Annotated in this window: 18 protein-coding genes; 4 read left to right on the forward strand and 14 right to left on the reverse strand. The window is 46.1% G+C overall.

Translation table 11 applies throughout. The features are described 5' to 3' along the window. Nucleotides 1–18 precede the first annotated feature (18 nt). The 3 genes from oppC to APB76_RS11295 all read right to left on the reverse strand — a co-directional run bounded on the left by oppC (nt 19) and on the right by APB76_RS11295 (nt 3,664). The gene (gene oppC / locus APB76_RS11285; protein WP_049843759.1) at nt 19–921 is read right to left on the reverse strand and encodes an oligopeptide ABC transporter permease OppC; all 903 of its coding nucleotides are present in this window, start codon (nt 919–921) and stop codon (nt 19–21) included. 15 nt (nt 922–936) lie between these two features. Beyond that, nucleotides 937–1,857 (reverse strand): oligopeptide ABC transporter permease OppB, encoded by a 921-nt coding sequence (gene oppB, locus APB76_RS11290; protein WP_054961640.1) that lies wholly within the window; start codon nt 1,855–1,857, stop codon nt 937–939. A 136-nt stretch (nt 1,858–1,993) separates the two neighbouring features. Then, complete coding sequence (locus APB76_RS11295; RefSeq protein WP_049843803.1) at nt 1,994–3,664, reverse strand: ABC transporter substrate-binding protein; 1,671 nt, start codon at nt 3,662–3,664, stop codon at nt 1,994–1,996. 618 nt (nt 3,665–4,282) lie between these two features. Here APB76_RS11295 and APB76_RS11300 point away from each other — a divergent pair. The 4 genes from APB76_RS11300 (at nt 4,283) to APB76_RS11315 (ending at nt 10,258) form a co-directional block, all read left to right on the forward strand. After that, complete coding sequence (locus APB76_RS11300) at nt 4,283–6,592, forward strand: lipase (protein ID WP_237767901.1); 2,310 nt, start codon at nt 4,283–4,285, stop codon at nt 6,590–6,592. Continuing rightward, nucleotides 6,592–7,800 carry an OmpP1/FadL family transporter gene (locus APB76_RS11305; RefSeq protein WP_049843757.1) on the forward strand — a complete coding sequence of 403 codons (1,209 nt, stop codon included), beginning with the start codon at nt 6,592–6,594 and terminating at the stop codon, nt 7,798–7,800. The genes APB76_RS11300 and APB76_RS11305 overlap by 1 nt, the downstream gene beginning before the upstream one ends. A gap of 174 nt (nt 7,801–7,974) precedes the next feature. Continuing rightward, nucleotides 7,975–10,017, forward strand: a complete 2,043-nt coding sequence (locus APB76_RS11310; protein ID WP_054961639.1) for an NHL repeat-containing protein — start codon at nt 7,975–7,977, stop codon at nt 10,015–10,017. A gap of 10 nt (nt 10,018–10,027) precedes the next feature. Continuing rightward, nucleotides 10,028–10,258, forward strand: a complete 231-nt coding sequence (locus APB76_RS11315) for a hypothetical protein (RefSeq protein WP_049843755.1) — start codon at nt 10,028–10,030, stop codon at nt 10,256–10,258. Nucleotides 10,259–10,284: 26 nt separating this feature from the next. Here APB76_RS11315 and APB76_RS11320 read toward each other — a convergent pair whose 3' ends face one another. From APB76_RS11320 to APB76_RS11365, 11 genes are all read right to left on the reverse strand, one after another. Beyond that, complete coding sequence (locus tag APB76_RS11320) at nt 10,285–10,989, reverse strand: ABC transporter ATP-binding protein (RefSeq protein WP_049843754.1); 705 nt, start codon at nt 10,987–10,989, stop codon at nt 10,285–10,287. Between the two features lie 19 nt (nt 10,990–11,008). After that, nucleotides 11,009–12,292, reverse strand: a complete 1,284-nt coding sequence (locus APB76_RS11325) for an ABC transporter permease (RefSeq protein ID WP_054961689.1) — start codon at nt 12,290–12,292, stop codon at nt 11,009–11,011. A 2-nt stretch (nt 12,293–12,294) separates the two neighbouring features. Beyond that, on the reverse strand, nt 12,295–13,509 hold the full coding sequence (locus APB76_RS11330) for an ABC transporter permease (RefSeq protein WP_054961638.1): 1,215 nt from the start codon (nt 13,507–13,509) through the stop codon (nt 12,295–12,297). Further along, on the reverse strand, nt 13,506–14,777 hold the full coding sequence (locus APB76_RS11335) for a TolC family protein (protein WP_054961637.1): 1,272 nt from the start codon (nt 14,775–14,777) through the stop codon (nt 13,506–13,508). Before APB76_RS11335 ends, APB76_RS11330 begins: the two co-directional genes overlap by 4 nt. Continuing rightward, complete coding sequence (locus APB76_RS11340) at nt 14,770–15,903, reverse strand: efflux RND transporter periplasmic adaptor subunit (RefSeq protein WP_054961636.1); 1,134 nt, start codon at nt 15,901–15,903, stop codon at nt 14,770–14,772. Before APB76_RS11340 ends, APB76_RS11335 begins: the two co-directional genes overlap by 8 nt. 179 nt (nt 15,904–16,082) lie before the next feature. Then, nucleotides 16,083–16,619 (reverse strand): copper-resistant cuproprotein CopI, encoded by a 537-nt coding sequence (copI, locus tag APB76_RS11345; RefSeq protein ID WP_054961635.1) that lies wholly within the window; start codon nt 16,617–16,619, stop codon nt 16,083–16,085. A gap of 62 nt (nt 16,620–16,681) precedes the next feature. Beyond that, nucleotides 16,682–19,852 carry an efflux RND transporter permease subunit gene (locus APB76_RS11350; RefSeq protein ID WP_054961634.1) on the reverse strand — a complete coding sequence of 1,057 codons (3,171 nt, stop codon included), beginning with the start codon at nt 19,850–19,852 and terminating at the stop codon, nt 16,682–16,684. Beyond that, nucleotides 19,849–21,561, reverse strand: a complete 1,713-nt coding sequence (locus tag APB76_RS11355; protein ID WP_054961633.1) for an efflux RND transporter periplasmic adaptor subunit — start codon at nt 21,559–21,561, stop codon at nt 19,849–19,851. Before APB76_RS11355 ends, APB76_RS11350 begins: the two co-directional genes overlap by 4 nt. Before the next feature lie 17 nt (nt 21,562–21,578). Further along, on the reverse strand, nt 21,579–22,928 hold the full coding sequence (locus APB76_RS11360; protein ID WP_054961632.1) for a TolC family protein: 1,350 nt from the start codon (nt 22,926–22,928) through the stop codon (nt 21,579–21,581). Between the two features lie 87 nt (nt 22,929–23,015). Continuing rightward, on the reverse strand, nt 23,016–23,393 hold the full coding sequence (locus tag APB76_RS22600) for a hypothetical protein (protein ID WP_074181712.1): 378 nt from the start codon (nt 23,391–23,393) through the stop codon (nt 23,016–23,018). A 79-nt stretch (nt 23,394–23,472) separates the two neighbouring features. After that, a complete protein-coding gene (locus tag APB76_RS11365; protein WP_054961631.1) occupies nt 23,473–26,295 on the reverse strand; it encodes an AMP-binding protein in 2,823 nt (940 codons plus the stop codon). Between the last annotated feature and the right edge of the window lie 245 nt (nt 26,296–26,540).

The following is a 26,540-nucleotide window of genomic DNA, read 5'->3' on the forward strand; positions in this document are numbered from 1 at the left end:
CTTCCTTAATCTTTTTAATTATCTGTCTTTTGGATCCAGCGCGTCGCGCAGGCCGTCACCAACGTAGTTGAAGCAGAACAAAGTCACAACCATAAACGCTGCTGGGAATGCCAGCTGCCAGATTGCTACTTCCATTGTCTGTGCACCTTCTTGAAGAAGTGCGCCCCAACTCGTCATTGGTTCCTGAACACCAAGACCAAGGAATGAAAGGAATGATTCAGTCAAAATCATGCTAGGGATAAGCAGCGTCGAGTATACCGCTACAATGCCCAGTACATTTGGTACGATATGACGAGTGATGATTTTCCACTTGCTCACACCACAAACATGTGCCGCTTCGATAAACTCTTTGCTGCGTAAGCTAAGTGTCTGACCACGCACAATACGCGCCATATCTAGCCAAGCAATGGCACCGATAGCAACGAAGATTAGAATGATGTTACGACCGAAGAAGGTCACTAGTACGATAACTAGGAACATGAAAGGAACTGCGTAAAGTATCTCTAGAATACGCATCATGATGCGGTCTACTTTACCACCGATAAAGCCAGAAGCAGCGCCGTAAAGCGTACCAATCAATACCGCAACAAATGCGCCCATGACACCTACCATTAGAGAGATACGGCCACCGATAAGCGTACGAACGTAAAGGTCACGACCTAAACTATCGGTACCAAACCAGTGCTCTGCACTTGGAGCGACATGCATCGCGTACCAGTCAGTATCATCATAGGTGAATGGCGCAATCGTCGGCAACACAACAACCGCCAAGGTCATTAAAAATAGGATAAACAAACTCACCATCGCCGCTTTATTACGCATAAAGCGGATGCGAGCATCTTGCCATAGACTGCGACCTTCGATCTCTAGGTTTTCAGAGAACTTCTCAATCGCTTCTAGGTTTTCTTTTTTCGTTAACATAACCAAACGTCCCTGTTAGTAGCGAATTTTCGGGTCAATCATTGCAAGTAGGATATCTACAATCGCGTTGAATAGGATAAATAGGAAACCAATCAAAATGGTTACCCCCATAACAAGCGAATAGTCACGGTTAAATGCAGCGTTAACGAACAGTTTACCGATACCCGGTAGACCAAAGATGGTTTCGATAACCACTGAACCTGTGATAATACCTACGAACGCCGGACCCATGTATGAAACGACAGGAAGAAGCGCTGGCTTTAAGGCATGCTTTATGATGATGTAACGGTAACTTAGACCTTTCGCACGGGCAGTTCGGATAAAGTTACTGTTTAAGGTTTCGATCATTGAGCCACGCGTGATACGCGCAAAAGTCGCTACGTAAAGAAGTGACATACCTATGACGGGCAGTACGAGAAACTTCAAACTGCCATCTTGCCATCCACCCGCAGGGAATATATTCCAATGTAGCGAGAACAGATAGATAAGTGCGGGTGCTAATACAAACGATGGCATTACTACACCCAACATGGCGGTAGACATTATGGTGTAGTCGACCCAGGTATTTTGCTTCAAGGCGGCAATGGTACCAACAGTGACCCCCATGATGACAGTAAAGATAAAGGCGATAAAACCAACTTTAGCCGATACAGGTAGTGCAACCGAAATCAGTTCATTTACCGAGTAATCGAGATACTTAAATGAAGGACCAAAATCACCTTGGATGACGTTGGTTAGATATGTGGTGTATTGCTCAAATACTGGCTTATCTAGCCCGTATTTAGCTTCGATATTCGCCATAACTTCTGGCGGTAATGGACGCTCACTCGAGAATGGGTTACCCGGAGCGAAACGCATAAGAAAGAAAGATACAGTGATCAAAACCAACATAGTTGGGATCGCCTCAAATATCCTTTTCGCGATGAATTTAAACATAAACTCACTCTTTCAGTCTGTGACAGTTAAAAAAGAAGGAATCAATCGAATTTCTTCGAATTCAAATTGAGCAGAGGCACTGCATGTAATTGCTCACATGCAGGCCAATATTTTTATAGTTCTATCAGTTCAAGGTTTACTTGAGGATGTATAGATCTTTAGAGTAGATTTTCTCTTCTGGGTTGTTTGCAGGGAAGCCACCAACCTTAGGAGAAAGCAGACGTGATTTCACGTACTGGTAGATAGGTGCGATAGGCATATCTTTCGCTAGTAGCTTCTCTGCTTCTAGGTAAAGTGCTTCACGCTCTGCATCTGAAGTCGACTTCAGTGCTTTATCGATGATTGCATCGTAAGCTTTGCTGTCGTAGTGAATACCGCCAGTGTTGTTGTTACTCTTCATTAACGTTAAGAATGAAGAAGCTTCGTTGTAGTCACCACACCAACCAGCACGTGCTACTTCAAAGTCACCAGAATCTTTCGTAGACAGGTAAGTTTTCCACTCTTGGTTTTCTAGAGTTACATCTAGACCTAGTGTTTTCTTCCACATAGAACCTAGTGCTACAGCAATCTTCTTGTGGTTTTCAGAAGTGTTGTAAAGAAGGTTAAATTTAAGTGGGTTGTCTTTACCAAAGCCAGCTTCCTCTAGAAGACGCGCAGCTTCTGCATCACGCTCTGCTTGAGTCATCTGACCATATGCAGGCATTTCTGGGTTGAAGCCTGCAGTGATCTCTGGAGTTAAGAAGTAAGCCGGCTTTTGACCTTGCGCTAAGATAGCGTCAGTAACAATGTTACGATCAATCGCGTAAGAGATAGCCTTACGGACACGCACATCATCAAACGGTGCTTTTTTGGTATTGAAGAGGTAGTAATAAGTACACAGGTTGCCTGTTACTGATACTTCTTCTGGGTGCTCTTTCTTAAGACGTTTAAAGTGCTCTACAGGTAATTCGTGAGAAATATCAATCTCACCCGCTAGGAAGCGGTTCATTTCTGCTACCTGGTTTTCGATAGGTAGGAAGGTTACTTTGTTTAGTTTAGTGCTTGTGTTGTCCCAGTACTTTTCATTTCGTTTAAGTACCAGGCGCTCGTTCACAACCCACTTATCTACTACGAAAGCGCCATTACCAACAAAGTGCTCTGGTTTAGTCCACTGATCACCGTACTTCTCAACAGTTGCTTTATGAACAGGCTTCACTGTAGTGTGACCCATCATCATTACGAAGTAAGGTACAGCAGTATCAAGCGTAACAACTAGCGTGTGATCATCTACCGCTTTAACACCTAGTTCGCTCTTGTCTTTTTTACCAGCGACAATGTCTTTTGCATTGACCATCTTGGTGTATTCCATATACCAAGCGTATGGAGAAGCCGTATTTGGATCAACTGCGCGCTGGAAACTATACACGAAATCGCCAGCAGTTACTGGGTCGCCGTTAGACCACTTCGCGTCTTTACGTAGGTGGAAAGTGAAAGTTTTGTTGTCTGTTGTTTCCCAAGATTCAGCGACACCTGGGATAGTGTTGCCATCAGCATCTTGGTTCACCAAGCCTTCAAGAAGATCACGAATAACGTGAGATTCTGGAACACCTTGAGATTTGTGCGGGTCGATTGTCGCAACTTCTGTACCGTTGCCACGAACTAATTCTTGTACCGCTGCGAGTTCTACATTCTGAGAGTCTGATTTAGCTTCAGGGGTAGGTGCTGGCTGAGCAGCTTGTTTTTCTTCTGGTTTGTCACCACAACCAGTTAGCGCTAAAGAAAGGCCCGCGCCAACTAGAAGAGCGCGCGTTATTTTGTTCTTATACATGCGTAAAACTCCAAGTTTTTCATTTGCATCCATGACTTCTTTGTATGGCACTAGAACGGACAGTGATTTAGATCTGTTTAGCTCAAAATTTAAGCATAAAAATCTAAATCCATACAAAGATTGCGGCACACAGTATCAATCATCGAAGTAATTTGCCATAAAAATGTAGCAAAAAATCGTATAATTCCACGATTACGTCAAGAAATTGGTAAAAAACACTGGTAAAGAGAAAATAGTCAGTTAATTAACATAAGATTCCCACAACCAGCAGACCGAAGTGCCAAATTATCTGATAAGACGCCTTTTTTTAGCATCTTATGCTAGGTATAATGCGGAAAAATTAACAAAAGTAATGTAATCTAGCTAACAGTTAGCTACATTTACCTACTTTAAAATAGCGTTCTGTGAAGTTAATCACTCAGATGCACATAAATAGCGATCTACTCCCCAAAACAATGCATCTAAAGCACAAATTTCAGCCGCGAAATTCATTCAGCTCTCCTATCTAAATACCAAACCCTGCCCTTCTTTAGCTTTTTTTATTGTTAAACATTTGTAAATAACCTCTTGTTCGCTCGATATATCAGGTCAATTTGAGCAACTACACAGGTATCTCCTATGAGAGTATTCCATTCTCTAACCTTCGCAGTTTCCGCTATCTCACTACTCGGGGGGTGTAATAGTGAAGAGAGCACTTCTGAAAACATCGCAGTAGAAGTACCTTTTTCGTTGAGTAGCATTCCTATGCCTAATGACGGCTATGGATATGATGCAGACGGAACAATCTCTTTGCCCGGTGAACCTTCTTCGCCCAATGCTTATTCTACTAACGCTGAATATGACGCCTACTACCAAAGCTTCGAAACTAGCTTCGCCGCCGTCGATGGTTGGGGCTTGTGTGTTGAGCCAATTGAGATTCCGCTTAGCAGTGTCGGTTCTGAGCAGGTTATTGCCCTAGAACCAACGTCTCTGCAAGGAAACGTTCTGCTCATCGAGGGGACAACTAGGCAAGAGGTTCCAAATACCAAACTATCTAGTGATGGTCGCAAACTCACCATCGAATGCGGTGCCGCTCTTCAACCAGGGACAGAGTATTTCATTGCCGTCTCGAACGGCGTAATGACGGTAGAAGGCTTTCCTCTACAATCATCGCCAGCCTTTGGACAACTTTTAAGTGCAGACCCCAATGAGTTGGATGAGCAACAACGCAATCTCCAACAGAAGACAAAAAACGCCGTTTCCGCGTATAGTGACTTAGGTAAGCCGAACGAGGTCGTATACGCCTCTACATTTACTACTCAAAATAGTTATTCCGTCATCGACAATATTGTCCAACAAACAATATCTGATCCATCAAATCCACCGACACTTGACCTGACGAATATTGAAGTCACTGAGGTCAACTCTGCTCGTCCAAGTAAAGCTTATATAATCGTTTCTGGCGCAACACTAGAGACAAACAATTACCTTCCTTTTACACAAAACATCGCCGATAGAGAAAAATGTTTGCTGGACAGTTACGACCCGATCGCCAATTGCCCGTCAATGTACAATTGGACAAAAGGTGAGAATGGAGAGCACCTAACCCAGCCTTTCTTTGGTAATCAAGGGGAAGTAGCCAAGTATAATGACTCTACAACCACTATCCCTGTCGATTTTTACTTGCCTTACATTGGCGGAGCTACAGATTCAAAAGCCGGAGCCAGACAGTTCATTAACGATTCCACCAATCCATCGGTTATCTTTATCCATGGCGTTACTGGTGACAAAGAGTCCGCTTCACTGGTTGCTAAGGAATATGTTACAGACGGAAAGGAATACATATTTACAGCAATAGATATGCCGTATCATGGTGCTAGAATCGTCTGTGATAGTTCGAAATATAGTGATGAAACAACATTAAAATACTGCGACAGCGGAAAGCCCATTAGTGCTCGCGCTGACAAGTCTTACTTTATCAATATCACTTCCCCCCTAACATTGCGGTCTAACCTTCACCAATCTGTTAGTGACTTTATTGGCTTAAGATGGGCGCTCAATTTCGGCAATGATAAGGCTGGCAGAGAGGTCCACTTAATTGGAGTCTCTCTTGGAGGCATCATGTCTGTAATGACCACGGAGGCGACTTATAAGCCTGAATCACCAGTTGCCCAACCAATAGAGGGCTTGGCTTTAGCTACTTCCAACTACGTTGTACCAGGTCAAGGATTAGTAAATCTTACACTTTCTTCTCTCACACTAGGTTCCGAAATGGAAACCTCGGTGAAAAAGTCAGCTGACGTGCAAAGAGCGATTGCGGAAACTCTATTGCCAAACATATGTCACGAAAGTGAAAGTAACGAAACTTGTATCACCGCTCTTCAAACTCATAGTGCTGAACTAGAAGGCAGTATTGAGATGTTGGAGAACGAAATCTATTCAGCTCTCATCCCTATTTTAAAGCAAGGCGTCCAACAAACTATTGATGGTTCAGACCCAGCAGGAAAGGTTTCGAGACAGGTGCAAGCTCAGCAACCAACTCTTCTTATAGAAGCTGTTGGTGACTGCGGTGATACCTGTGAAATCGGAGAGTATATGCCTGACACCGTAGTACCAAATAATGCAGAAAATAATGTCATGACGGGGACGGACCCTTTAATCCATGCGCTAGAGCTAAATGACATAACTAGTTCCACAACAGATGCACCAATCAGAGGAGTGATCAGAGCGACTGTTGGTGGTCATGGAACATTTCTCTTCCCTTACGAGGGACCAATGGATGAAACAGGATTGCCGTCTCAAGACCCACAACATATGGAAGCAGGAAACAATTCACGCATAACGCAACAAGAGGCGGTTCGTAATATGGTCGCAACCAACGCACGAGCAATTTACCTTGACTCTGACGACCTGATAAACATTGAAGATGAAACCGACGAGGCACAATAATGAAAAAGACAATCCTTAGTCTTAGCGTTGCTACAGCTATTCAGGCACACGCCGCAGGCTTTCAACTTAATGCTCAGTCGGCAACGGGTTTAGGTCGTGCATTCGCTGGAGACGCGATTATTGCTGACAACGCCGCTGTGGTAGCAAAAAATGCGGCGGCGATGAGTTTAATCGACCAACCGATGATATCAGTGGGCGCAGTCAATATTGCCAGCCAAGTTGAGTTCAGTGATATGCGTTACACCACACCAACATCGACAACGCAATCGCTTGATGACACTAGCCTCGACAACAATACCCTAGTACCGAACGCTAATATGGTGTTTCCTATCGAGGGGACGCCTTGGACTCTAGGCGCAACGGTTCACTCGAACTACGGCACTGATGTGGAATTCGACGATGATTTTTCTGCCCCTATATTTGGCGGAAAAACCTACTTAAGTAGCATCAATGCTGGATTCTCTGCAAGCTATCAAATCGACGATTCGTGGTCGGTGGGCGGTGGTATCGACATCATCTATGGTGAAGGAGACATCGCGAGAAAGCACAATAATGCGCCACTACTTTCAATCGACGCGGATGGTTATGGCTTAGGTTTCAACTTGGGCTTAGCCTATGTGTTAGATGAGAACAACCGCTTTGGCTTATCTTATCGTTATAGCCCAGAATTAAGAGCCGAAGGCCAAGTCTATCAAGCGGGTGAAGGTCAAGGTCTAACAGACAATCTAGATATTCCATTGCCTGATATTATAGAGTTCTCGGGCTACCATAAACTTAACCCTAAATGGGCGGCTCACTACAGCATGCAATACGTCGCTTGGTCTGAATTTGATAGCTTGGCATCAGAAAGTTACTCAACATCAATTAAAGACTACCAATGGCAAGATGCTGGACACGTTTCTATTGGCATTACCCACTATCTGAACCGCTCAATCGAGTTAAGAGCGGGCTATATGTATGACTTGTCACCCGTTGATCAGATCAGCTCACTTTCGATTCCTGATACTGACAGGCATTGGTTTACCTTTGGTGGTACTTATAAAGCTACAGAAAACCTCAGTGTCGATCTAGCTTTAGGCTACTTGACAGGTGAGCAAACAACGATCGATGAATCACAAGTTCTTGCTAATCCTGAACCTTTCAATATCGTCTCTACAGTCAATACCAGTGCCTGGTTAGCAGGTCTTCAGCTCAACTACTCTTTTTAATCAAATCTAGTTCAATATTCACGGTCTTCTTAACCAGACGGCCGTGTACTTTCAATCCGTTACCAATCCCGCGCACAGATCTTAATGTAACAACGACACTTGATGGAACTGTCATTTTGGCCTGCTACATTTATGAAATTAATAACATATCTATTAACATCATAAGGGCTTAATATGGGAATCACCTATCACACCTATATCGGTAAGCAGATAACACATTTACCTAACCTCCCCTGTCGTACGGCGGGAAACGTTTCACTCAATACTCCTGTCGGCAACTGTACCGACAAGTTTGGTCGAATTTGGTTAGCAGATACCGCACACAATCGTATACTCGTCTTCGACCGAAAAATGGACAAGTTGTTAGCTAGCTTTGGCAGTGTTGGCAATGGCAGCCAACAGTTCAATATGCCTTTTCGCCTGTTACCCCATCCTGATAAACCTTGGATTTACGTCAGCGACATTGCCAACAAACGTATCCATATCCTTGAATACAATCAAGCGCTCAGCATCCACTCAATCAGCAATTTTGGCAAGGGGGATCCAATCAACTTACAAGGACCAAACGGATTGGCTTTCTATCAGGGTAAGCTGTGTGTGGCTGATGAGTTTTACGAAGGCGAAAACGGTGAAAGTCGATTGGTGATTTTCAATGACGAAGGTAAATGGTTAAGAGACATCACAGCCATCCAAGCCAAAGAGCCTGTTCACTTTTTATGGCCTCAAGGACTGAGTTGCGATCTCGACGGTCATCTGTACATCGCTAATACTGGCTTTGCTACTGTAGTTCGCTGTGATTGGGAGGGAAAGCCCGTTCCATTCGCAAACGGGAAAACCTATCTAGATGGTATCGACCTCGCGCGCGATGTCTCAATCATTGATAACCGAATTCTTATCCCAGGAGCCAAACAGTATTCAGTCTCTGTTTACGATATTGATGGCCATTTTTCAGGTAACATAACCGGCTTCTTCTCACCAATACAAATCACCAAACTTGACCAAAATCGCCTGTTGATTACCGAACCCATTCTCGCTTCTTTACAGATTCATCAGATCGACTGGGCAGAATTATCACCTCAGCTACCTATATCTACATTATTGATTGATCAATTAAGCGATGAGCGAGATAAAAAAGGACAGCTGCACTTTGTCACCTCGGTGGCTGGCGATATCTCTCCCGTTCCAACAAACAACTCCGAAAGTCGTTATCCTATTATTAGCGAATGGTGGGAAAAACATTTTGAACAGCAAGATAAATGGCTAAATTCGATTCACCAAATCGATGCACCTTCCTGGCTTTCAATGACCTTAAGTACCCAGATGGAGTGGACGCAAAAATGGCAACAAACCTGGGTTCGAATATTCCTAGGTGATAAGTTTGATGACCCAAACCAGCTGCTTTGGCTCGTTGACGCTGGCAACTATCAACTGCAAGCGACAGAAAACACTCAACCAGATGCCGCTAGGCCGGGTAGCTTACCTCTTTTACCAGGCTCACTTGGCATCTGCTCTTTAACCCCTTCGTCGCCATTACTCGGCCAACTCAACCCAGATATACCTTTACTGGTCGTCAGCAACTACATAAGCGGTATTGTGACGATTTATCAATATGACGAGTTAATTGGCGAGCTGGTGCCCTTTAGCTATTTTGGAGGTTTGGGTCACCAAGAGTGGCAGCTATTCAAGCCTCAAGGTGTTGCCGTAGATCCGATAAGCCGCGATGTCTATATTGCTGATTCTGGCAATAATCGCATTAGTCGCTGGCGGCTCAATCAACAGGGAATCACTGGCTTAGTCACTACCTTTGGTGAAAAAGGTCATGGTGATAATGAGTTTTTCACACCAACCGACATCACCATTACACCGGATGGTCAAAAGTACATCACCGATCAAAACAACAATCGCGTGGTGATTTACAATCGTCACGATCAATACGTTGGCAGTTTCGGTCAGCAGGGTTACGGTACGGATAATGACAACTTCCTGCTACCAACCAGTATAGATTTAGACCATGGCAAGTTGTTTGTGTCTGATTTGGTTAATCGAGCAATCAAGGTCTTTGACCAACAGGGGCATTTCATTGACAGTTTTAGTGGCTTTGGTGCCGATCCAAGTAAAGGTCAGCTATGGATGCCATACCTGCTTCACGCACATAATCGTACCCTCTACCTACCCGACTGTGCTCTTAACCGAGTTAACGTTTATAAGATCAGCTAAGGAGTAAGTGATGACCTCAGTATTCGATAAAGCTATAGCGAAACGCTTAAAACAGACAATCTCAGTCTCACAGCAAGTAACAGAGGCAAACGAAAAACTTGCCAGCCAATATCAGTACGTGATCCAATATTGCCTAGAGCAACCTTCTTCGCAGCAGACACGGAAAAGACTGGAGCAGTGGCATAAAGCTGTTCAAGATCATGCCAATCACCACATTATGTCGCCACCTCACGAGAACTAAAACAGCGAGCCAAATGGCTCGCTTTCTCATGCTACTTGTGCAATAGGTTTTCGGTCAGAAATCACTTTGCCATCTTTTATCGTGATAATGCGTTTGGTACGTTCTGCCAGCGCATTGTCGTGAGTCACGATGATCAGTGTTCGGCCCTCAGCATGAAGCTGATTAAATAGGGCTTCAATCTCTGCGCCAGATTTTGAGTCAAGTGCCCCAGTTGGCTCATCAGCTAAAATAATTTGCGGATCATTGACTAGTGCCCTTGCGATTGCCACTCGTTGCTTTTGACCACCGGAAAGCTGATTCGGTTTATGATCAAGGCGGTCACCAAGCCCAACCTGTTCAAGCAACTTCGCTGCGCGCTGACGGCGTTCTTTAGCTTTCACGCCTGAATAAACCAGAGGTAAAGCAACATTGTCGAGCGCTGTCGCGTATTCGAGCAAGTTGAAGCTCTGAAAGACAAACCCTATTCTTTGATTGCGAATCCCTGCGAGCTGATTTGCACTTAGGCTCGCCACGTTCTGACCTGCTAATTGGTAGTCACCTGCTGTCGGCTTATCCAAACAGCCGAGCATGTTCATCAGCGTCGATTTACCCGATCCAGACGGCCCCAAAATAGACAGGAACTCACCTTGATTGATCGTGAGTTCTACGCCATCGAGAGCGCGAACCTCCGCTTCTCCGCTCGAATAGTATTTGCAGATATTATTCAGCTCAACGAGCACTTGGTGTGACATTTTCTCTCCACAATTGTTATTACTCACTTTGTAGCGCCTCCAACGGACTGACTTTCGCTGCGCGATTCGCTGGCAACCAAGCAGAAGCAACACCAATAATGATTAGGGTCGTAATCACTACCAGCACCACAACCCAAGACAGTTCAGGAACAGGTTTGCCTAACTGCTCGTAGAACACGTTGCCTTCCAAACTGATTGCACCCAGTGCGGATACCAACGCATAAGTCACGCCAAGACCGAGCACACCACCCAGCATCATGGTCATTAGTGACTGAACCAGATAGTGCAAACGGATCGCTGTAGGGGTTGCTCCAACCGCCATTCTCACACCGATATCACGGGTCGAGCGTTTCACTGTCGCGTACATCACGTTGGCAATGCCTACCCCTGCGACGGCGAGTGTGACAAAGCCAATAATGCCAAGGAAACTTTGTAGACCAATTAAGAATTTCTGCATGCTTTTCTGTTGCAAGAACATATCTTCGATTTGCACAACTTGCTCATCATTGACACTTGCGCCATGCTTGCGTGCAATCACTTGGCGAATCGTCTTTGCCAATATCTTTCTGTCTGCATTCGCTTTAGGCTCGACATTGATACCCGCAATTTCGCCATTGGCGTGAAAACGCTGCCAAGTGGCTAGTGGAACAAAGCTTGAGTAATTGATTTGATCACCCTGCTCAATTTCAGCGCTGTTCTTTTTCAGCACCCCGACAACCGTAAACTCTTCACTGCCAATTTTGACCTTTTTCCCCGCCGGATTGACTTGCAGCGTCACTGCCGCGAACCAACTAAAGTCTTCTACAGGGTTAAATAGATCAGCGGCTAACGAATAACCTAATACCACGACTTTACGCATCTCTTTTTGATCGAGAGGGTTGAGCCAACGACCACCAGCTAAAGGTTGCAAATTGGTCAGAGAAGCAAATTCCGTCGTCACCGCCAACGGCTCTTGCCATGAGCCTCGATCACCAGCACTAATACGCTCATTCCATCTTGCAGTGGGTACTACCCCCTTCACCTCAGGTAACGCGCGAACCACGTCCACATCTTGCGCTTTAAGGGTTAAGAACTTACCTTGATAAAAAGCGCCGTAATCGACAGTCGCCATACCACCAGTAAGATAGATCAGATTGCCGTTGCCATTTTGCGCGGTTCTCAACACACCCTGACGGATCCCTTCGCCGACAGATAACATCGCTGCGATACAAAGCGTCGCCCAAGCGACAGCCAAAATTGTCAGACCTAACCTGAGCTTTTCTGCTGCCATCTCTTGGAAGATTTGTCTCATCGGTAATAGCATCATTAAGCCCTCGCGCTTAAAGCGATAACCGGAGTCAAGCGCGACGCTCTCCTCGCAGGAAAGTATGAGGCAAGCAGAGCCAATACAAGCGTCACTAATAGCGACCAAGCAATCGAATCTGGCGTAATCACCGGTGAGCCTAACCAATCAGGTAAACTCATGGTACTTAACAGAGAAACAAGCGCGTAAGAGATGGTTAATCCCAGCCCTGTCCCAACGGCAACTAAGATTAACCCTTCGAGAATGAACTGGCCCAATATCGATTGTTGGGTTGCACCAATCGCCAATCGAACCCCTATCTCGCGCGTTCTTTCTGTTACAGATAAGAACATAATGTTTGCCACACCTAATGCACCAACGGCCATCGTCATTGCACCACTCGCACCAAGAAAAATCTGAATACCGCGGAATATCCCGGTAATTAGCGCACCGCCCTCACTTAAGTCGGGCAGGTTAATCGCCTCTTTATCACTCGGGTCAAAATGCAGTTGCTTGGCAAAGAAGGTAACCAGACTCTGCCTGAATGACGCGCTGTCCATACCTTCAACAGGCTTCAGCAATAACATCCAAGGTTTTGCGTCCCACAGATCGAGATAAGTGGTTTGCGGAACAAACACTTTGCGGCTATCGCCAAACGAGTTTATCGAATCTTCGTCCTTAATAACGCCAATGACCAAGAAAGGAATACCGTTGACTTTGACCTGTTCACCAACCTTAATATTACCCATCTTGGCAATTTGATCGCCAAGAACAGCAACTCGAGTATGATTGATGACATCACTCGGCGAAATGTTTCGCGAGCCAGATTCAAGCTTGCGTTGCATTAAGGAAAAGTAAGAGGGATCTATCCCACTAACGAAGCCAGACAACTTCTGTCCTTTTATGTTGGTCACACTGGCGTCCCATTTTGCGTACACCGTCGACGCTTGCGCGACAAAACCCGATTGTTTGAGCATATCGACTTTCTCTTGCTCAATAGTGATTTTCCGTCTTGAGGGCATACCATGCCATGCTTTACTGGTACTTGAAGGGAAAGCGATTTGCACATTGTTAACCATAAACGATAGCGACTGAACTTGATGGCGATAGAAACCTTCACCGAGCGCAATCAGCACAACCACGGAAATAACGCCCCATGCAATGGCAATGATCGCCAAAATGCTTTTTAGCCTATGTGCCATCAAGGTTTGCCACGTTTGCTGTAACAAACTACTCATGAATCAAAAGCCTGAGAAATCAAAGTCATAGTGCTGTCATCTAACTTGCCAGCGGTTTGTAGTAGTCCGATTCTTTGACGCCAATAATTATACAGATTGGTTTGCAGACTGTTTTTGGCTTCGAATAAACTGTTATGAGCATTGATCACTTCAGAAACTTCAAGGAGGCCTGCGTCGTAGAGCTTCTCTTTACTGCCCAGTACCTTAGCTCGTGATTCAACCAATTCATCCGCCATCAATACCTGACTCCAGTTGATATCAACCTGAGTAAAGCGTTGGATGATGCGTTTCTGGATATCTATTTCTACCCGACGCAAATCTTGTTTAGCACTTAAGATATTAAGCGATGCTTCATCGACCTTGGCGCGAGTCGCACCATTGAGATCAATGGGCACACTTAGTGTAACACCTGCGTTAAATTCACCGCTCGATCGCCTATCGTCATCGCTGTAACCTAGCTTGCCTTTCACTGTAGGGTAGTAACCACCTTGTGCAGAATCTTTGGCAAACTCAGTCGCTTTAACGTTTTGCATAGCAACCAACAGCTCAGGGCTGCTGTCTTTGGCTAATTTGAGCCACTGTTCTTGAGATTCGACTAGCATTGGAGGCTGAACAAGCGAATCTGTGCGGATTTGGTCCACCTCTTGCGGCATCTGATTGATAAGCGCGGCAAGCTCCGCACGCTTACTTTGTAAGTCAGCTTGAGCACTGAGAATCGCCGCTTCCTCTGATACCTGTGTTGCTCTTATTTCCTCGACGTCAATCGATTTTACTTTGCCCGCTTTATAGCGTTTTTCGATGATCTTTAGGAGCTTAGCACCTTCTTCTAGCTTGTTTTGCGCCAATACAAGGTCACCCTGAGCACTGGCCATATCGAGATAACTAGAAAGTAGCTTTTGCGCCAATTCATTGTGTGTTTGAGACAGCTTTAATTGGGCTTTTAGTAGGTTTGCTTCTGCTTGGTCTAAATCTGACCACAAGCTGCTATCCCAAATCATTTGGGAAAGGTTGGCGCTGTAGCTGTTGGTATTGTGTGTAGTTTCGTTCCAATTAGCAGAAGCATCAGCACTTAATGAGGGCAGTAGCGAACTACGGCTTGAAGAAATACTGGTTTCACCTAGCTGAACACCTATCTTGGCTTTTTCATAATTAGGATCGCTCTGTTTCGCTTGTTGCCATGCCTGCTCGATAGATACCGCATAGCTTGGCAAGCTGAGCATTGTTGCCAGTAACACAATGCTAATTTTAGATAGGTGCAACTTAGCCATGGGCAGCTCCCATCATCATGCTGTTATCAATAATCTCTTCATCAAGTTCAACGCCATCGAGTACTTCCACATTGATGCCGTCTGAAAGACCTAACTTCACTTTCTGTTTGTGGAAACCTTGCTCCGAGTTATCGGGAATCAGAACATTGGGCGTATCGCCCTCAAACTGGAGTACACGCTCTGGTAAGGTCAGCACATTTTCCGACTTTTTAAGCGTGATTTGTGCGGTAGAAGAGAACCCCGAACGCAGCAAGATATCTTGAGGAATTCTCAGCTCACCGACTTCTACCCCGAAACCATTGTCGAAACTCTTCGCCGTAGTCGACTCTGGCGAATTAAGATTTTCTGACTGGATCGCAACCTTGGTCAGCACACCTTCGATTTCAACCTCTGGGTATGGGGCTACCGTAAGGACGACTGGCATACCCGGTGACAATTGAGCCGCATCATGCTCGCTGACGCTGCCTTTGAAAATCAGACTCTTCATATCCGCCAGCGACATCATCTCGGTCGCAGCTTGGCTAGATTGAGTTGAGATGATTGGCTCACCAACTTCAACTTTTCGATTCAGGACGGTACCGTCAATCGGTGCATAGATGGTTGAGGTTAAGCGAGCATCACCTATCGATGCTTCGCCACTTTGGATAAGTTCGAGGTTTTGACGTTTCTGTAACACATTAGCTTGGGCTGACTTAACCGCCGAGCGCGCAGTAACATAATCATCATAGTTACTTGGAATGATGTCTTGCTTAACCAAACTCTCTAAGTTAGCGAGTTTTTGTTTCTCCGACTCAAGATCAGCTTCGCTACGCATTAGCTCGGTCGAGGCATCTGTCAATGCTTGAGGCGTTGGGTTTGGACGCACTTTGATCAGAGGCTGACCTTGCTTAACGTTCTCACCCACTTGCGCGTAAATTTCCCCGACAATCCCATCAATTTGCGACTTAATCGATACAGAATGCGCCGGAACGATTTTACCTACCGCAACCGCCTGTTTCTCAATGGTTCCTTTTGCTACTGCCAGCATAGGAAACGCTTGTGAGTCAGAAGAGGATTGCAGATAAAAATATGCGCCGCCACCTAGCAATGCGACGGTTACAGCAGATAAAAGCCAACGTTTAGCCATGGTTTACTTCCAAATATTATTCTGTGTAGCCATCTGACTACCTCAAGATTATAAAGTTCCGGTGATGATACCGTATATAAAATGAAATAATACATATGAAGTTTGTATGAGTTTGTCGTGCTAGATTGACAATAAAAACGGCCAATTGAAATTGGCCGTTTTTTGCTAAGCTAATGAGTCTATAAGGTGGTGCTTTTTACCATGCCAGCTTCAGCGTGTCCCGCAATGTTGCAGGCAAATTCCACCTGATTGTCACCATGGAAATGCCACAGTAACTGTTTGGCTTTTCCAGGTTCTACAGTCACCGTGCTACCAGAATCATGGGCATGACCTACCATCGTTTTCATCATCTCACGGTGTTTGAGCTGCTCTTCTGCAGAACCAATTGAAAACTCATGATCTATCTTGCCTGTATTCATCACCACAAACTGGACCACATCATTAGGCTCAATCTTGACCTCTTTCTTAAAACGAATGGTCATATCATCGCTGAGAACAACGTGGACGACCTTGTCAGGTTTAGCACCTGTCGCAGGCATACCAACGTCTGACATGCCTTCCATATTCATCATGTTTGAATGATCCATGTTGGAGTGATCCATTGCCATCATCTGACTATGATCCATATCTCCATGATTCATCATCGAATGGTCCATCTGAGCGAAAGCGTACGAACTTGCCAAGGTTGCTGTGATCAATGCGAATGTCTTTTTCATCTTTTATATCCTTACGATTAGGTTGTAGGCAGCAACAATGACATTGCCACCTACGATTGAAGTTATTGATTTGGAACTTGTTGATTTGAAGCTGGTTGTTTGGAAGAAGATGGCTTTGAAAGCTCTCTTTGCTTCCAGAGCTTAAAGATGGCGGGCAGCACCAGAAGAGTCAGCAGTAGCGCTGACGCCATGCCGCCAATCATTGGCGCTGCGATACGCTGCATGACTTCAGAGCCAGTTCCATCGCCGTACATAATTGGCACCAAACCTATGATGACTGTCAGTACTGTCATCATCACCGGACGAACCCTAAGTCCAGCGCCTTCACGAATGGCGTCCATCAAATCGCTTTTGTGTAACAACTGCTGGTTTTGCGCGGCATCGAGTTTACGTTGGTGCCAAGCTTGATTGAGGTAAACCAGCATGATGACGCCTATCTCTACCGCAACCCCAGCAAGAGCAATAAAGCCCACACCGACCGCGATAGAAAAGTTGTAACCTAGGTAGTGCATCAGCCAGAGTCCACCGACCATCGCCAATGGCAGAGTACACATGATGACCAACACTTCTCCTACTCGGCGGAAGCTGAAGTAGAGCAGCAACATAATGATGGCAATGGTGATTGGCACCACTACGCTCAAGCGCTGCTTCGCACGTTCCATATATTCATATTGACCAGACCAAGTGAGCGAATACCCCGCAGGTAGCTGGAGCTGTTCACTAACAACAGCCTGCGCTTCGTTGACGTAAGAGCCTAAATCGCGCCCATCAATGTCAACAAACACCCAGCCGTTTGGACGGGCATTCTCGGTTTTGATCATCGGAGGGCCATCTTCATAACGAATGTCAGCCACATCTGCCAACGCAATACGCGCGCCATTAGGTGTCACTAGTGGGAGGTTTTGCAGTTTCACCACCGAATCACGGTAGTCTTGCGGGTAGCGAACATTAATTGGATAACGCTCTAACCCTTCAATTGTCTCGCCGACATTCATTCCGCCAATGGCCGTCGAGATAACTTGCTGGACATCCTGAATATTGAGTCCATAACGAGCAGCAGAACGACGCTTAATATCAATCGTCACGTAACGTCCACCAGCGACACGCTCAGCGTAGACCGACGCCGTTCCACTGATTTGATTTAGAAGCGGTTCAAGCTCGCCACCGATTTGCTCTATCACCTTAAGGTCAGGCCCGGCGATCTTGATGCCTATCGGTGTCTTAATCCCCGTAGCCAACATGTCGATACGCGTTTTGATCGGCATGACCCATGCGTTGGTTAAACCAGGGAATTTAACCAGTTGATCAAACTCTTTACGTAATGACTCCGTTGTTACCCCTTCTCGCCATTGCGCTTTGGGTTTAAGTTGAATCACAGTCTCGATCATGGTCAGCGGCGCCGGGTCAGTGGCAGTTTCTGCCCGACCAATCTTGCCCCATACCGTCTCAACCTCAGGTACAGACTTAATTAACTTGTTGGTCTGTTGTAATAGCTCACGCGCTTTACCAATAGAGATCCCCGGATAGGTGGTCGGCATATACATCAAGTCACCTTCATCTAGAGGCGGAATGAATTCACTGCCGAGTTTGCTCATTGGATAGTAAGCAGAGGCAAGCAGACCTAATGCCAATACAATCATAGCTTTAGGATAAGTTAAGCTTAAATTGAGTAGCGGACGATAAAGCGCAATGAGCGCCTTGTTTACTGGGTTTTTGCTCTCTGGCAGCACTTTGCCACGAATGAAATAGCCCATCAGCACAGGCACAAGCGTAATCGCTAAGCCTGCTGAAGCCGCCATCGCATAGGTTTTGGTGAACGCAAGTGGGGAGAACATCTTGCCTTCTTGGCCTTCTAGCGCAAACACAGGAACAAAGCTTAAGGTAATGATCAGTAATGAGAAGAACAGCGGCGCACCCACCTCTTGCGCAGCCTTACCTATCACTTCCCATCGGTTGTTATCATTGAGAGGTGTACGCTCGATGTGCTTATGGACATTTTCGATCATCACGATCGCCCCATCAACCATTGCGCCGATCGCAATCGCAATACCGCCCAACGACATGATGTTGGCGTTAATGCCCTGCCAATGCATAACAATGAAGGCAGACAGAATCCCCACAGGTAAGCTCAGCGCAATCACCAGTGACGAGCGGATATGGAACAGGAACAAGGCACAAACAATCGCAACCACGATGAACTCTTCTGCCAGTTTTTTCCATAAGTTCTCTACCGCCGAATCAATCAATGTCGAGCGATCATAGGTCGCTTTAATCTCAACACCAGGAGGCAGACTGCGCTGCAATTCTGCGAGTTTGGCTTTGACGTAAGTGATCACTTCACTGGCGTTTTCACCAAATCGCATCACGATCACGCCACCAACCGCTTCACCTTCACCATTAAACTCTGAGATACCTCGGCGCATTTGAGGGCCTAGATTAATATCTGCGATATCACCGAGTAACAAAGGCGTCCCTTTGTCTGTCACTTTAAGTGGTAAGGATTGAATATCTTCAACACTCGATAGGTAACCTGTGGTACGTACCATGTGTTCCGCTTCCGCCACTTCGATGACTGAAGCGCCTGTTTCTTGGTTGCCTTGCTGAATCGCCTTGTTGACTTGTTGCAACGTCAGGTTGTAAGCACGGAGTTTAGCCGGATCAATTTGTACTTGATACTGTTTAACCATTCCGCCAACAGTCGCAACCTCAGACACGCCATCAACGGTTTGCAGCTCATACTTCAAAAACCAATCTTGCAGCGAACGCAGCTCAGCCAGATCGTGTTGACCTGTTTTGTCTTGCAAGACATAGCTGTATACCCAACCCACTCCTGTGGCATCAGGCCCGAGCGTAGGTTTCGCCCCGGAAGGAAGATTAGGCGCTACCTGACTGAGATACTCCAGTACACGTGAGCGCGCCCAATACATATCGGTATCATCGTTAAAAATGATATAGACGTATGAGTCACCAAAAAATGAATAACCCCGCACGGTTTCTGCACCGGGAACAGCAAGCATAGCCGTTGTCAGTGGGTAGGTGACCTGATCCTCCACCACCTGAGGCGCTTGACCGGGATAGCTGGTTTTGATGATCACCTGAACATCGGAAAGATCGGGGATAGCATCCACCGGGGTATTTTTCAGGCTATAAAGACCGCCCAAGGTTAAAGTTAAAGTCGCGATCAGCACCAAAAAACGATTACTGATTGACCATCGAATAATCGCGCTAATCATACTGACTCCTCACTCACCGAGATTTGCTTAAGTAAGTAATCCGCCCCTTGCTTTTCAACTAGAAACCGAACTTTCTGACCTTCTTCAAACCCAGATAAATCCACTTCATCACCCACCGAGAAGTTCATCTCTCCCGCCTGCCAATCCCATTCCGCGACAGGTAAATGTTGTAAGGTAATCATGCCGAAGTCCGCCATCAACATAGTGATATCTCCGCTTACCCACACCTCATTGGCGACAACACTGTCACCGATTCGATAATCAACAATTTGATACTGACCCTCTGGCGTCTTTTGCATCTCAAATTCTATGGCTTGGCCTGATTTCAGCTCTTGCATGTTGAGTTGCTCAGCTACGGTAAAGTTCATCACCATTCCCGGCCATTGCCATTCAGGAACGGCTTGGTGATTGATGGTTAGCATTCGATGCCCTACCATCACATCGGTAATTTCACCTTGAGTCCAGACGGTTTCAACTGGTGGCTCAGTGCCATTAATTCGCGACAGATCGGCAGATTGGCTTGATTCTGAATCCAGCATAAAGTGTGCTGACGTCACAACACTATCGCCTAGGGTAAGTCCTTCAAGTACCTCGACACTCTCGCCAGCTTCTCGACCAACATTGATGCGCGCAGAGCGATACTTTCCTTCGCCCTCTGCAAGCACCACGCGCGTCATTCCTCCCGAACGAATCACTGCGGATTTAGGGACGGTTAATACCGACTCTTCGGTAACTGGCTGCAGTGCAATATTGGCAAACATATTTGGTTTGAGTTCACCATTCGGGTTTGGAAATTTCAGACGTACCCGCAAAGTACGCGTGCTCGGGTCAAGAATGGGATAGACATAATCCACTTCTCCTTGCCATTGACCATCGGGGATAGCGTCAAGTGTCATCGTGGCGATGCTGCCTGCTTGCATCCAATGGGCTTGGCGCTCAAAGACTTCCGCATCAACCCAGACTTCTTCCAGCGGGCCTGCACTGATCACCGCTTGCGCTGGCGATAAGTACCCCCCTTCACGAATATTCAAGCTCGCGATAACGCCATCCGCTGGCGCTTTAATATCGATAGATTGAGACGCTTTACCACGCTTCTTGATTGCTTTAATTTGTGCGCGATCAACCCCTAAGGTAACCAAGCGCTCGGTCGCCCCTGTTACCAAACCACTTCGACCGGTTCGATAGGCGTTAAGTAACTCTTCTTGCGCTTTAATTAGCTCTGGAGAGTAAAGCGTAAATAACACTTCACCCTTCGCGACTTTTTCTCCTACCGCATTGATATTGAGCTTTTCAACCCAGCCGGCAACACGCACATTGGTTTGCCATAAACGACTTTCATCAAACGCAACGTAACCAACGGTTTCAATCCTTGGTGACAAACGCTGCTTCTCAACCGCCGCGGTTTTCACTCCGAGGTTGTTTTCTACCGATGGGTCTATCGTCACTGTACCCGCTTTGTTAGCGTCTGAGGCCAAATCCTCTGCATAGACAGGGATAAGATCCATGCCCATCGGCGATTTACCCGGTTTATCGCGTTGGTAATTTGGATCCATCGGTGCCACCCAATACAAGGGTTCGTTTGAGTCCTTACTTGGAGCCGCAGCATCCGCCATTTTCATCAATGAGTGACTAGGTAAAAGCTGACTCACACCGAAGCCAATGCCACCACCAATCAATAGTGCGATCGTCGCTACCTTAAATGTTTTCATCATTGTTCCTTATTGTTCTACTGAGTGATTTCAGGTAGCGAGACCTGAAACTCGAAAGCGCTAAATAGCGTCGCTAAGTTACTCTTGACGATGTTTAGATCGGTCAATAAGCGTTGCTGTTCTAATTGCAAGGCAAGGTCATCTCTTGTGGCGGCGATCACATCGCTAAACTGCGCTGTATTGTTTTGATAGCCCCGCTCGACGGCGAGAATTCTTGCTCGCGCTTGAGGTAGTAAGGTGGTTTGGTAGCGTTCAAGTCGTTGATTTAAATTACGCTCATCAACCAGTAACGCGTTCACTTTGGCATTCATCTGCGCTAACAAGGTGTCTTTCTGAGACTTAGTCGCCCCAACTTGATACTGCGCTGCGGCTAGATTTCTGTCTTGTCGATTGCCCGTAAACAGCGGAACATCGACAGTCAGATAGGCGCTGACAAGATCAGAGGCAGGTTCGCCCATCATGTTGTTTGCCTGTCGATAGGCATACATCACTTCAACACCAACTTGAGGCGTATAAGCTTGCTCGGCGATATCAACTTGAGTTTGATTTACAGCGATCGAAGCATCAATCATCTGCACCATTGGATGTCGTTTAAGTAACTCGAAGTGGTCAGTTTGGTTTGCGTTGCTATCTAGCTTTTTCGCTAGTCTGAGCCAATCTAGCTGATTACTCGCTCGTAAATCACTGTGTTGATTGAGCCAGCTAATGCCTAGCCACTCAGAAAATTGAGAGATCAATCGAGTTTGCATTTGGCTGTTGGCTTGCAGTTGCTCCTCAAGCTTGCTGACTTGAAGCTGGGCATTGAGTAAGTCTTGAGATTCACTCTTACCAATTGAATAGTTGGTTTGAATAAAGCCCTGTAGCTCAACGAGTAACTGTTTGTTTTCTTGAAGAATCAGCTCAGCTTGTTGCAAATAACCCAGCTCTAACCACATTTGAGTCATTGCATTTGCGACCTCAAGCTCACGCGATTGCAATTGCAGTGTCACGCCATCCGCTTGTTGGCTTGCTTTCTTACGTTGCAGTTCGAGTGTCGATCCCCGCTCGAACTGCTGCATCAAACCAACCGAGATGTTGGTCATTGGATCTTGATCAAACTTAAAGCTTTCGGTAGGTAAGCCGCCAAACCCCACTTTCAGTTTTGGGTCCATTAAGGTTGAGTTAGCAATACCCGTTTCTCTCATTGCGATTGATTGGGCATAGAGCTGCTTGCGATTAGTATCATTGTTTAGCGCAGTATCAATCATCTGCGCCAGTAATTCGCGCGGTGGCTGCGCTGCTAAATCGGCCTCAGCCAATACAGCAGTTGGGGCAAACCACAACGCTGCACTTAGCGTAAGTGCCAGACACGTTGGTTTAGTCTTCACGTAGTAATCCGTTTCTATGTGCCTAAAAAGGCATAAAGGCGCCTCTTCACGAACAAATCGCAAAGAGATGAAGTAATAGAAAACGAGTTACGCTATTGGGGGGCGGTACAGAGAGGACGTTTGGTTGATCGGCACGCTTCTATCGTCACGGACAATAAGAGCAAGATGACTAGAAGTCGAGTGGACTGGCTGATAGTGATTAAGCAGGGCAAAGACTGTCATACACATCACATCGCAGCACATATGCTGACTGGGTTCGGACTCACACTCCTCCGTCATCATCGGGGAATGTTCTTCTAGATTGGATTTCATCGGCATATTGCATGCGCTTTGAGAGTGATGCATTGAGCTTGCGTCCATCATTTCAAAACTCATTAAAGGTGCGCTACTAGATACGGTCGAGAACAGCATCGAAAACATGCTGATCGCAACAATCCAGATTTTTTGTCTGACTTTAAATGTCATAACACACCTAATGATGAACAATCTCGTCTAGGATAAACCTTACCCTAGGGATAAGGTCAAGCCATCAAACATATTTGTCTTAAGACAAATCGGGTTCTCCGCTAAGGCGAAGGATTTCTGCTCTTGCCTGATCCCTTAGCGCTACCGCTGCATTCCAATCACGACCTTGGGCGAATAAAGGAGGACTAAAGGTCACACTGATGTTCCCACGGCGTGGAAACAGAGAGTCGCCTCTGAGCTTTGAACGAGTACCACGTAGTGTCACTGGAATCACGGGTAGTTTTGCTTGAGCGGCTGCGGTAAACGCCCCCATATGGAACTCATGTAAGCCCGCCATACGATAGAAAGTACCCTCAGGAAATAGAAATAGTGGTTGACTACTTTTCGCCACCCCCGCAAGTTTTTCGGCATCAGCTAACCCTTGTTGTACATCGAAACGTTCTACAAATTCAGTATCTAATCGACTCAGGAAAAGACGTGCAAATGGATTGTTTAGCAATTCAGCTTTCGCAACAAAGTGGCAATGAATCGGCATAGATGCCATAAGAGCAACACCATCAAGATAACTGGCGTGATTACCCACTAACACGCAGTGAGAGTCTTTGCTTGGCAAGTTCTCTTGCCCTGTGACAGTCAACTTGGTTCTCGTCAACCATATCAGGGCACGCGCACCGAACTGAGTCACAGACCAGCACCATTGTTGCCTTGGTGCGAGTACGACTGAACACCAAATTAAAGGCGTTAGGATCAGCATTATCAACCACATATAGCCAGCGTAGCCGAGATCTGAAATGGTGCGCCAATGACGTCTAAACTGAGGTTTAATGCCCGCTGCCATTAATCTCAGTGTTTGCCACCAAACCGCTCGACGAATACTCAATTTATCTTGTTCATACATTTCCTTACATGCCGACCGACGAATTTTGCCACTTGATGTTTTCGGAATGGTATGTGGAGGAGTGATCAACACATCATCCGTTGGATGACCAAGAAGGTCTACCGCGAGATGATTGATCTGCTCCGTGATTTTTTTCTGCTTTGAAACGTCGCAAATTCGTGACTCGGCAAGTACGATTAGGCGCTCTGTACCCGACTCCTTATCATGACCAGCAAATACCGCAACACACCCTTTTCGAACCCCGCCGATAGTGCCCACAGCCTCTTCTAGCTCATTTGGGTATATATTGCGACCAGCGCGAATAATGATGTCTTTGTTGCGACCAGTAATAAATAGCTCACCATCAATGGTGAAAGCTCGATCACCCGTTTTAAGCCATTCGCCATGATAAAGCAGTTTAGTTTTGTCTGGTTCACGATAATACCCCTGGGTAGCAGAGGGCCCTTTAAACTCCAATTCGCCCTCTTCCCTTTCAGGCAGCTCTCGCCCTAACTCATCGACTATCCGAATTTGATGACCTGGAAGAGGCAGCCCCAGACCAACAATTTGAATCACATCGTTATCCTCTCCCTCCGCGGCAATGGCTTTACCAAAGCAGGTCAATGCCTTTCTTTGAATTCGTTCGACTTGTGGCAGCCTCTGCGCCGTTGGGAAAGTCAATCCCACTGAAGATTCAGCTAAACCAAACACTGGTGACATGGTTTCTGGTCGAAATCCATACTTGGCAAACCTTTGGGTAAAACGTTCAATGGTGCTAGGGCTAACTGGCTCTGCGCCATTCCATGCAAGGCGCCAATGACTCAGATCTAGCCCTTCTAATTCACTATCATCGATTTTATTGATGCAAAGTTCGTAAGCGAAATTAGGAGCAGGAGACAAGGTTCCATGATGATGGTGTATCGCCCACAGCCATCGCTGTGGCTTAGAAAGAAACATCAAAGGTGACATGATGACTAAGGGGCTTGCATGGTAAAGGCTACCAAACCAAGCGCCAATAAGGCCCATATCATGGTACACAGGTAACCAGCTTACAAATACGTCACTTGAATCAGCTTTAACGACCTGCCCCATTGCTCGTACGTTGCTCAATAAATTGGAGTGGGTCAGCGCTACACCTTTAGGTAACCCTGTGCTGCCCGAGGTATACTGCAAAAATGCAATATCCGAGCCTTTAGCTTCACCAACACACAACTCGCTGGCGTGCTGGTCCAGTTCTGAATAAGTCACAACTGATTCTATTTCAGGTACTTGCAATCGCAACAACTGCGACAATGATTTCGCTTCTGGTACGGTGATCAACAACCTTGCTTGAGCGTTGTGCAAAATATTCGCATGACGCTTTAAATGATCTTCGATTTGCGATGCACGAGCGGGCGGATAGATAGGAACTGGAATCGCGCGGGCGTATAAGATACCAAAAAAACTAAAGAAGTACTCTTCACTCGTTGATAGCATAATCGCCACGCACTCCCCTGGCGCGATGTCTTGTGCAACCAGTCCGGCGGCCACTTGCAAAGCTTTATTACGCAAGGTGAGATAACTGATTTCGCTTATCTGATTGTCCCCTTGATAAATGTATAAACAGGGGCGCTCAGGATGCGCTTCTACTTGCCAGTCTAACATCTGTTGCAAGGTTTGCGCGTGTTCTGGTACTAAAGCAACTCGTTCAAGTTTAATCTGCTTTGCAAGCTGATGAGAAACCTTGCTACCCTCTTGGTTCAATGCCTGCAGCACCTCTCGCACTAAGTCACGAGGCGTTTCAATTGTGGCTAAAGTAGAGTCCGGCAGCACAATATCAAACCGCTTTTCACTCCGCTGAATGAGCTCGGCACGCGCCAGACTATCAAAGCCAAGATTATGGTCAAAATCACTATCTAGTTCGACGGAAGATACGGAAGACGGGTCATGGTGAAGCTCGCGAACCAACTCAGTAATCAGCGCCAAAACACGCTGCGCGGTTTGTTCTGAGTCTAGCTTTAAAGTATGGGATAAGTTAGCTGACATAACGTACATCCTAAGGCTGAATCTAGCTATCAGCGGTGTTATTGCTTGTTGAGCATGCTCAATAACACCACAATCATAGGGATATGTTTGAAGTGTAGTTAACCCACCATTAAAGCGGGCATAAAAACCGCCTGTGACCCAGTCTCTGTTTCTACTTTCTGCACAAATTTATAGTAGATGCCTGTTCAAAAAAATACACCACCACACCCATAATCTATATATTGAGCGTATTATCATCTAAATTT

This window comes from Vibrio bivalvicida (assembly GCF_001399455.2).
Classification (GTDB): Bacteria; Pseudomonadota; Gammaproteobacteria; order Enterobacterales; family Vibrionaceae; genus Vibrio; species Vibrio bivalvicida.

Coding starts and splice junctions, on each gene's coding strand:
- APB76_RS11300 (WP_237767901.1), top strand. CDS start 4,283: ATGAGAGTATTCCATTCTCTAACCTTCGCAGTTTCCGCTATCTCACTA.
- APB76_RS11365 (WP_054961631.1), bottom strand. CDS start 26,295: ATGTCAGCTAACTTATCCCATACTTTAAAGCTAGACTCAGAACAAACC.
- APB76_RS11350 (WP_054961634.1), bottom strand. CDS start 19,852: ATGATTAGCGCGATTATTCGATGGTCAATCAGTAATCGTTTTTTGGTG.
- APB76_RS11330 (WP_054961638.1), bottom strand. CDS start 13,509: ATGAGTAGTTTGTTACAGCAAACGTGGCAAACCTTGATGGCACATAGG.
- APB76_RS11315 (WP_049843755.1), top strand. CDS start 10,028: ATGACCTCAGTATTCGATAAAGCTATAGCGAAACGCTTAAAACAGACA.
- copI (WP_054961635.1), bottom strand. CDS start 16,619: ATGAAAAAGACATTCGCATTGATCACAGCAACCTTGGCAAGTTCGTAC.
- APB76_RS11325 (WP_054961689.1), bottom strand. CDS start 12,292: ATGCTATTACCGATGAGACAAATCTTCCAAGAGATGGCAGCAGAAAAG.
- APB76_RS11310 (WP_054961639.1), top strand. CDS start 7,975: ATGGGAATCACCTATCACACCTATATCGGTAAGCAGATAACACATTTA.
- oppB (WP_054961640.1), bottom strand. CDS start 1,857: ATGTTTAAATTCATCGCGAAAAGGATATTTGAGGCGATCCCAACTATG.
- APB76_RS11355 (WP_054961633.1), bottom strand. CDS start 21,561: ATGAAAACATTTAAGGTAGCGACGATCGCACTATTGATTGGTGGTGGC.
- APB76_RS11340 (WP_054961636.1), bottom strand. CDS start 15,903: ATGGCTAAACGTTGGCTTTTATCTGCTGTAACCGTCGCATTGCTAGGT.
- APB76_RS11295 (WP_049843803.1), bottom strand. CDS start 3,664: ATGTATAAGAACAAAATAACGCGCGCTCTTCTAGTTGGCGCGGGCCTT.
- oppC (WP_049843759.1), bottom strand. CDS start 921: ATGTTAACGAAAAAAGAAAACCTAGAAGCGATTGAGAAGTTCTCTGAA.
- APB76_RS22600 (WP_074181712.1), bottom strand. CDS start 23,393: ATGACATTTAAAGTCAGACAAAAAATCTGGATTGTTGCGATCAGCATG.
- APB76_RS11335 (WP_054961637.1), bottom strand. CDS start 14,777: ATGGCTAAGTTGCACCTATCTAAAATTAGCATTGTGTTACTGGCAACA.
- APB76_RS11305 (WP_049843757.1), top strand. CDS start 6,592: ATGAAAAAGACAATCCTTAGTCTTAGCGTTGCTACAGCTATTCAGGCA.
- APB76_RS11320 (WP_049843754.1), bottom strand. CDS start 10,989: ATGTCACACCAAGTGCTCGTTGAGCTGAATAATATCTGCAAATACTAT.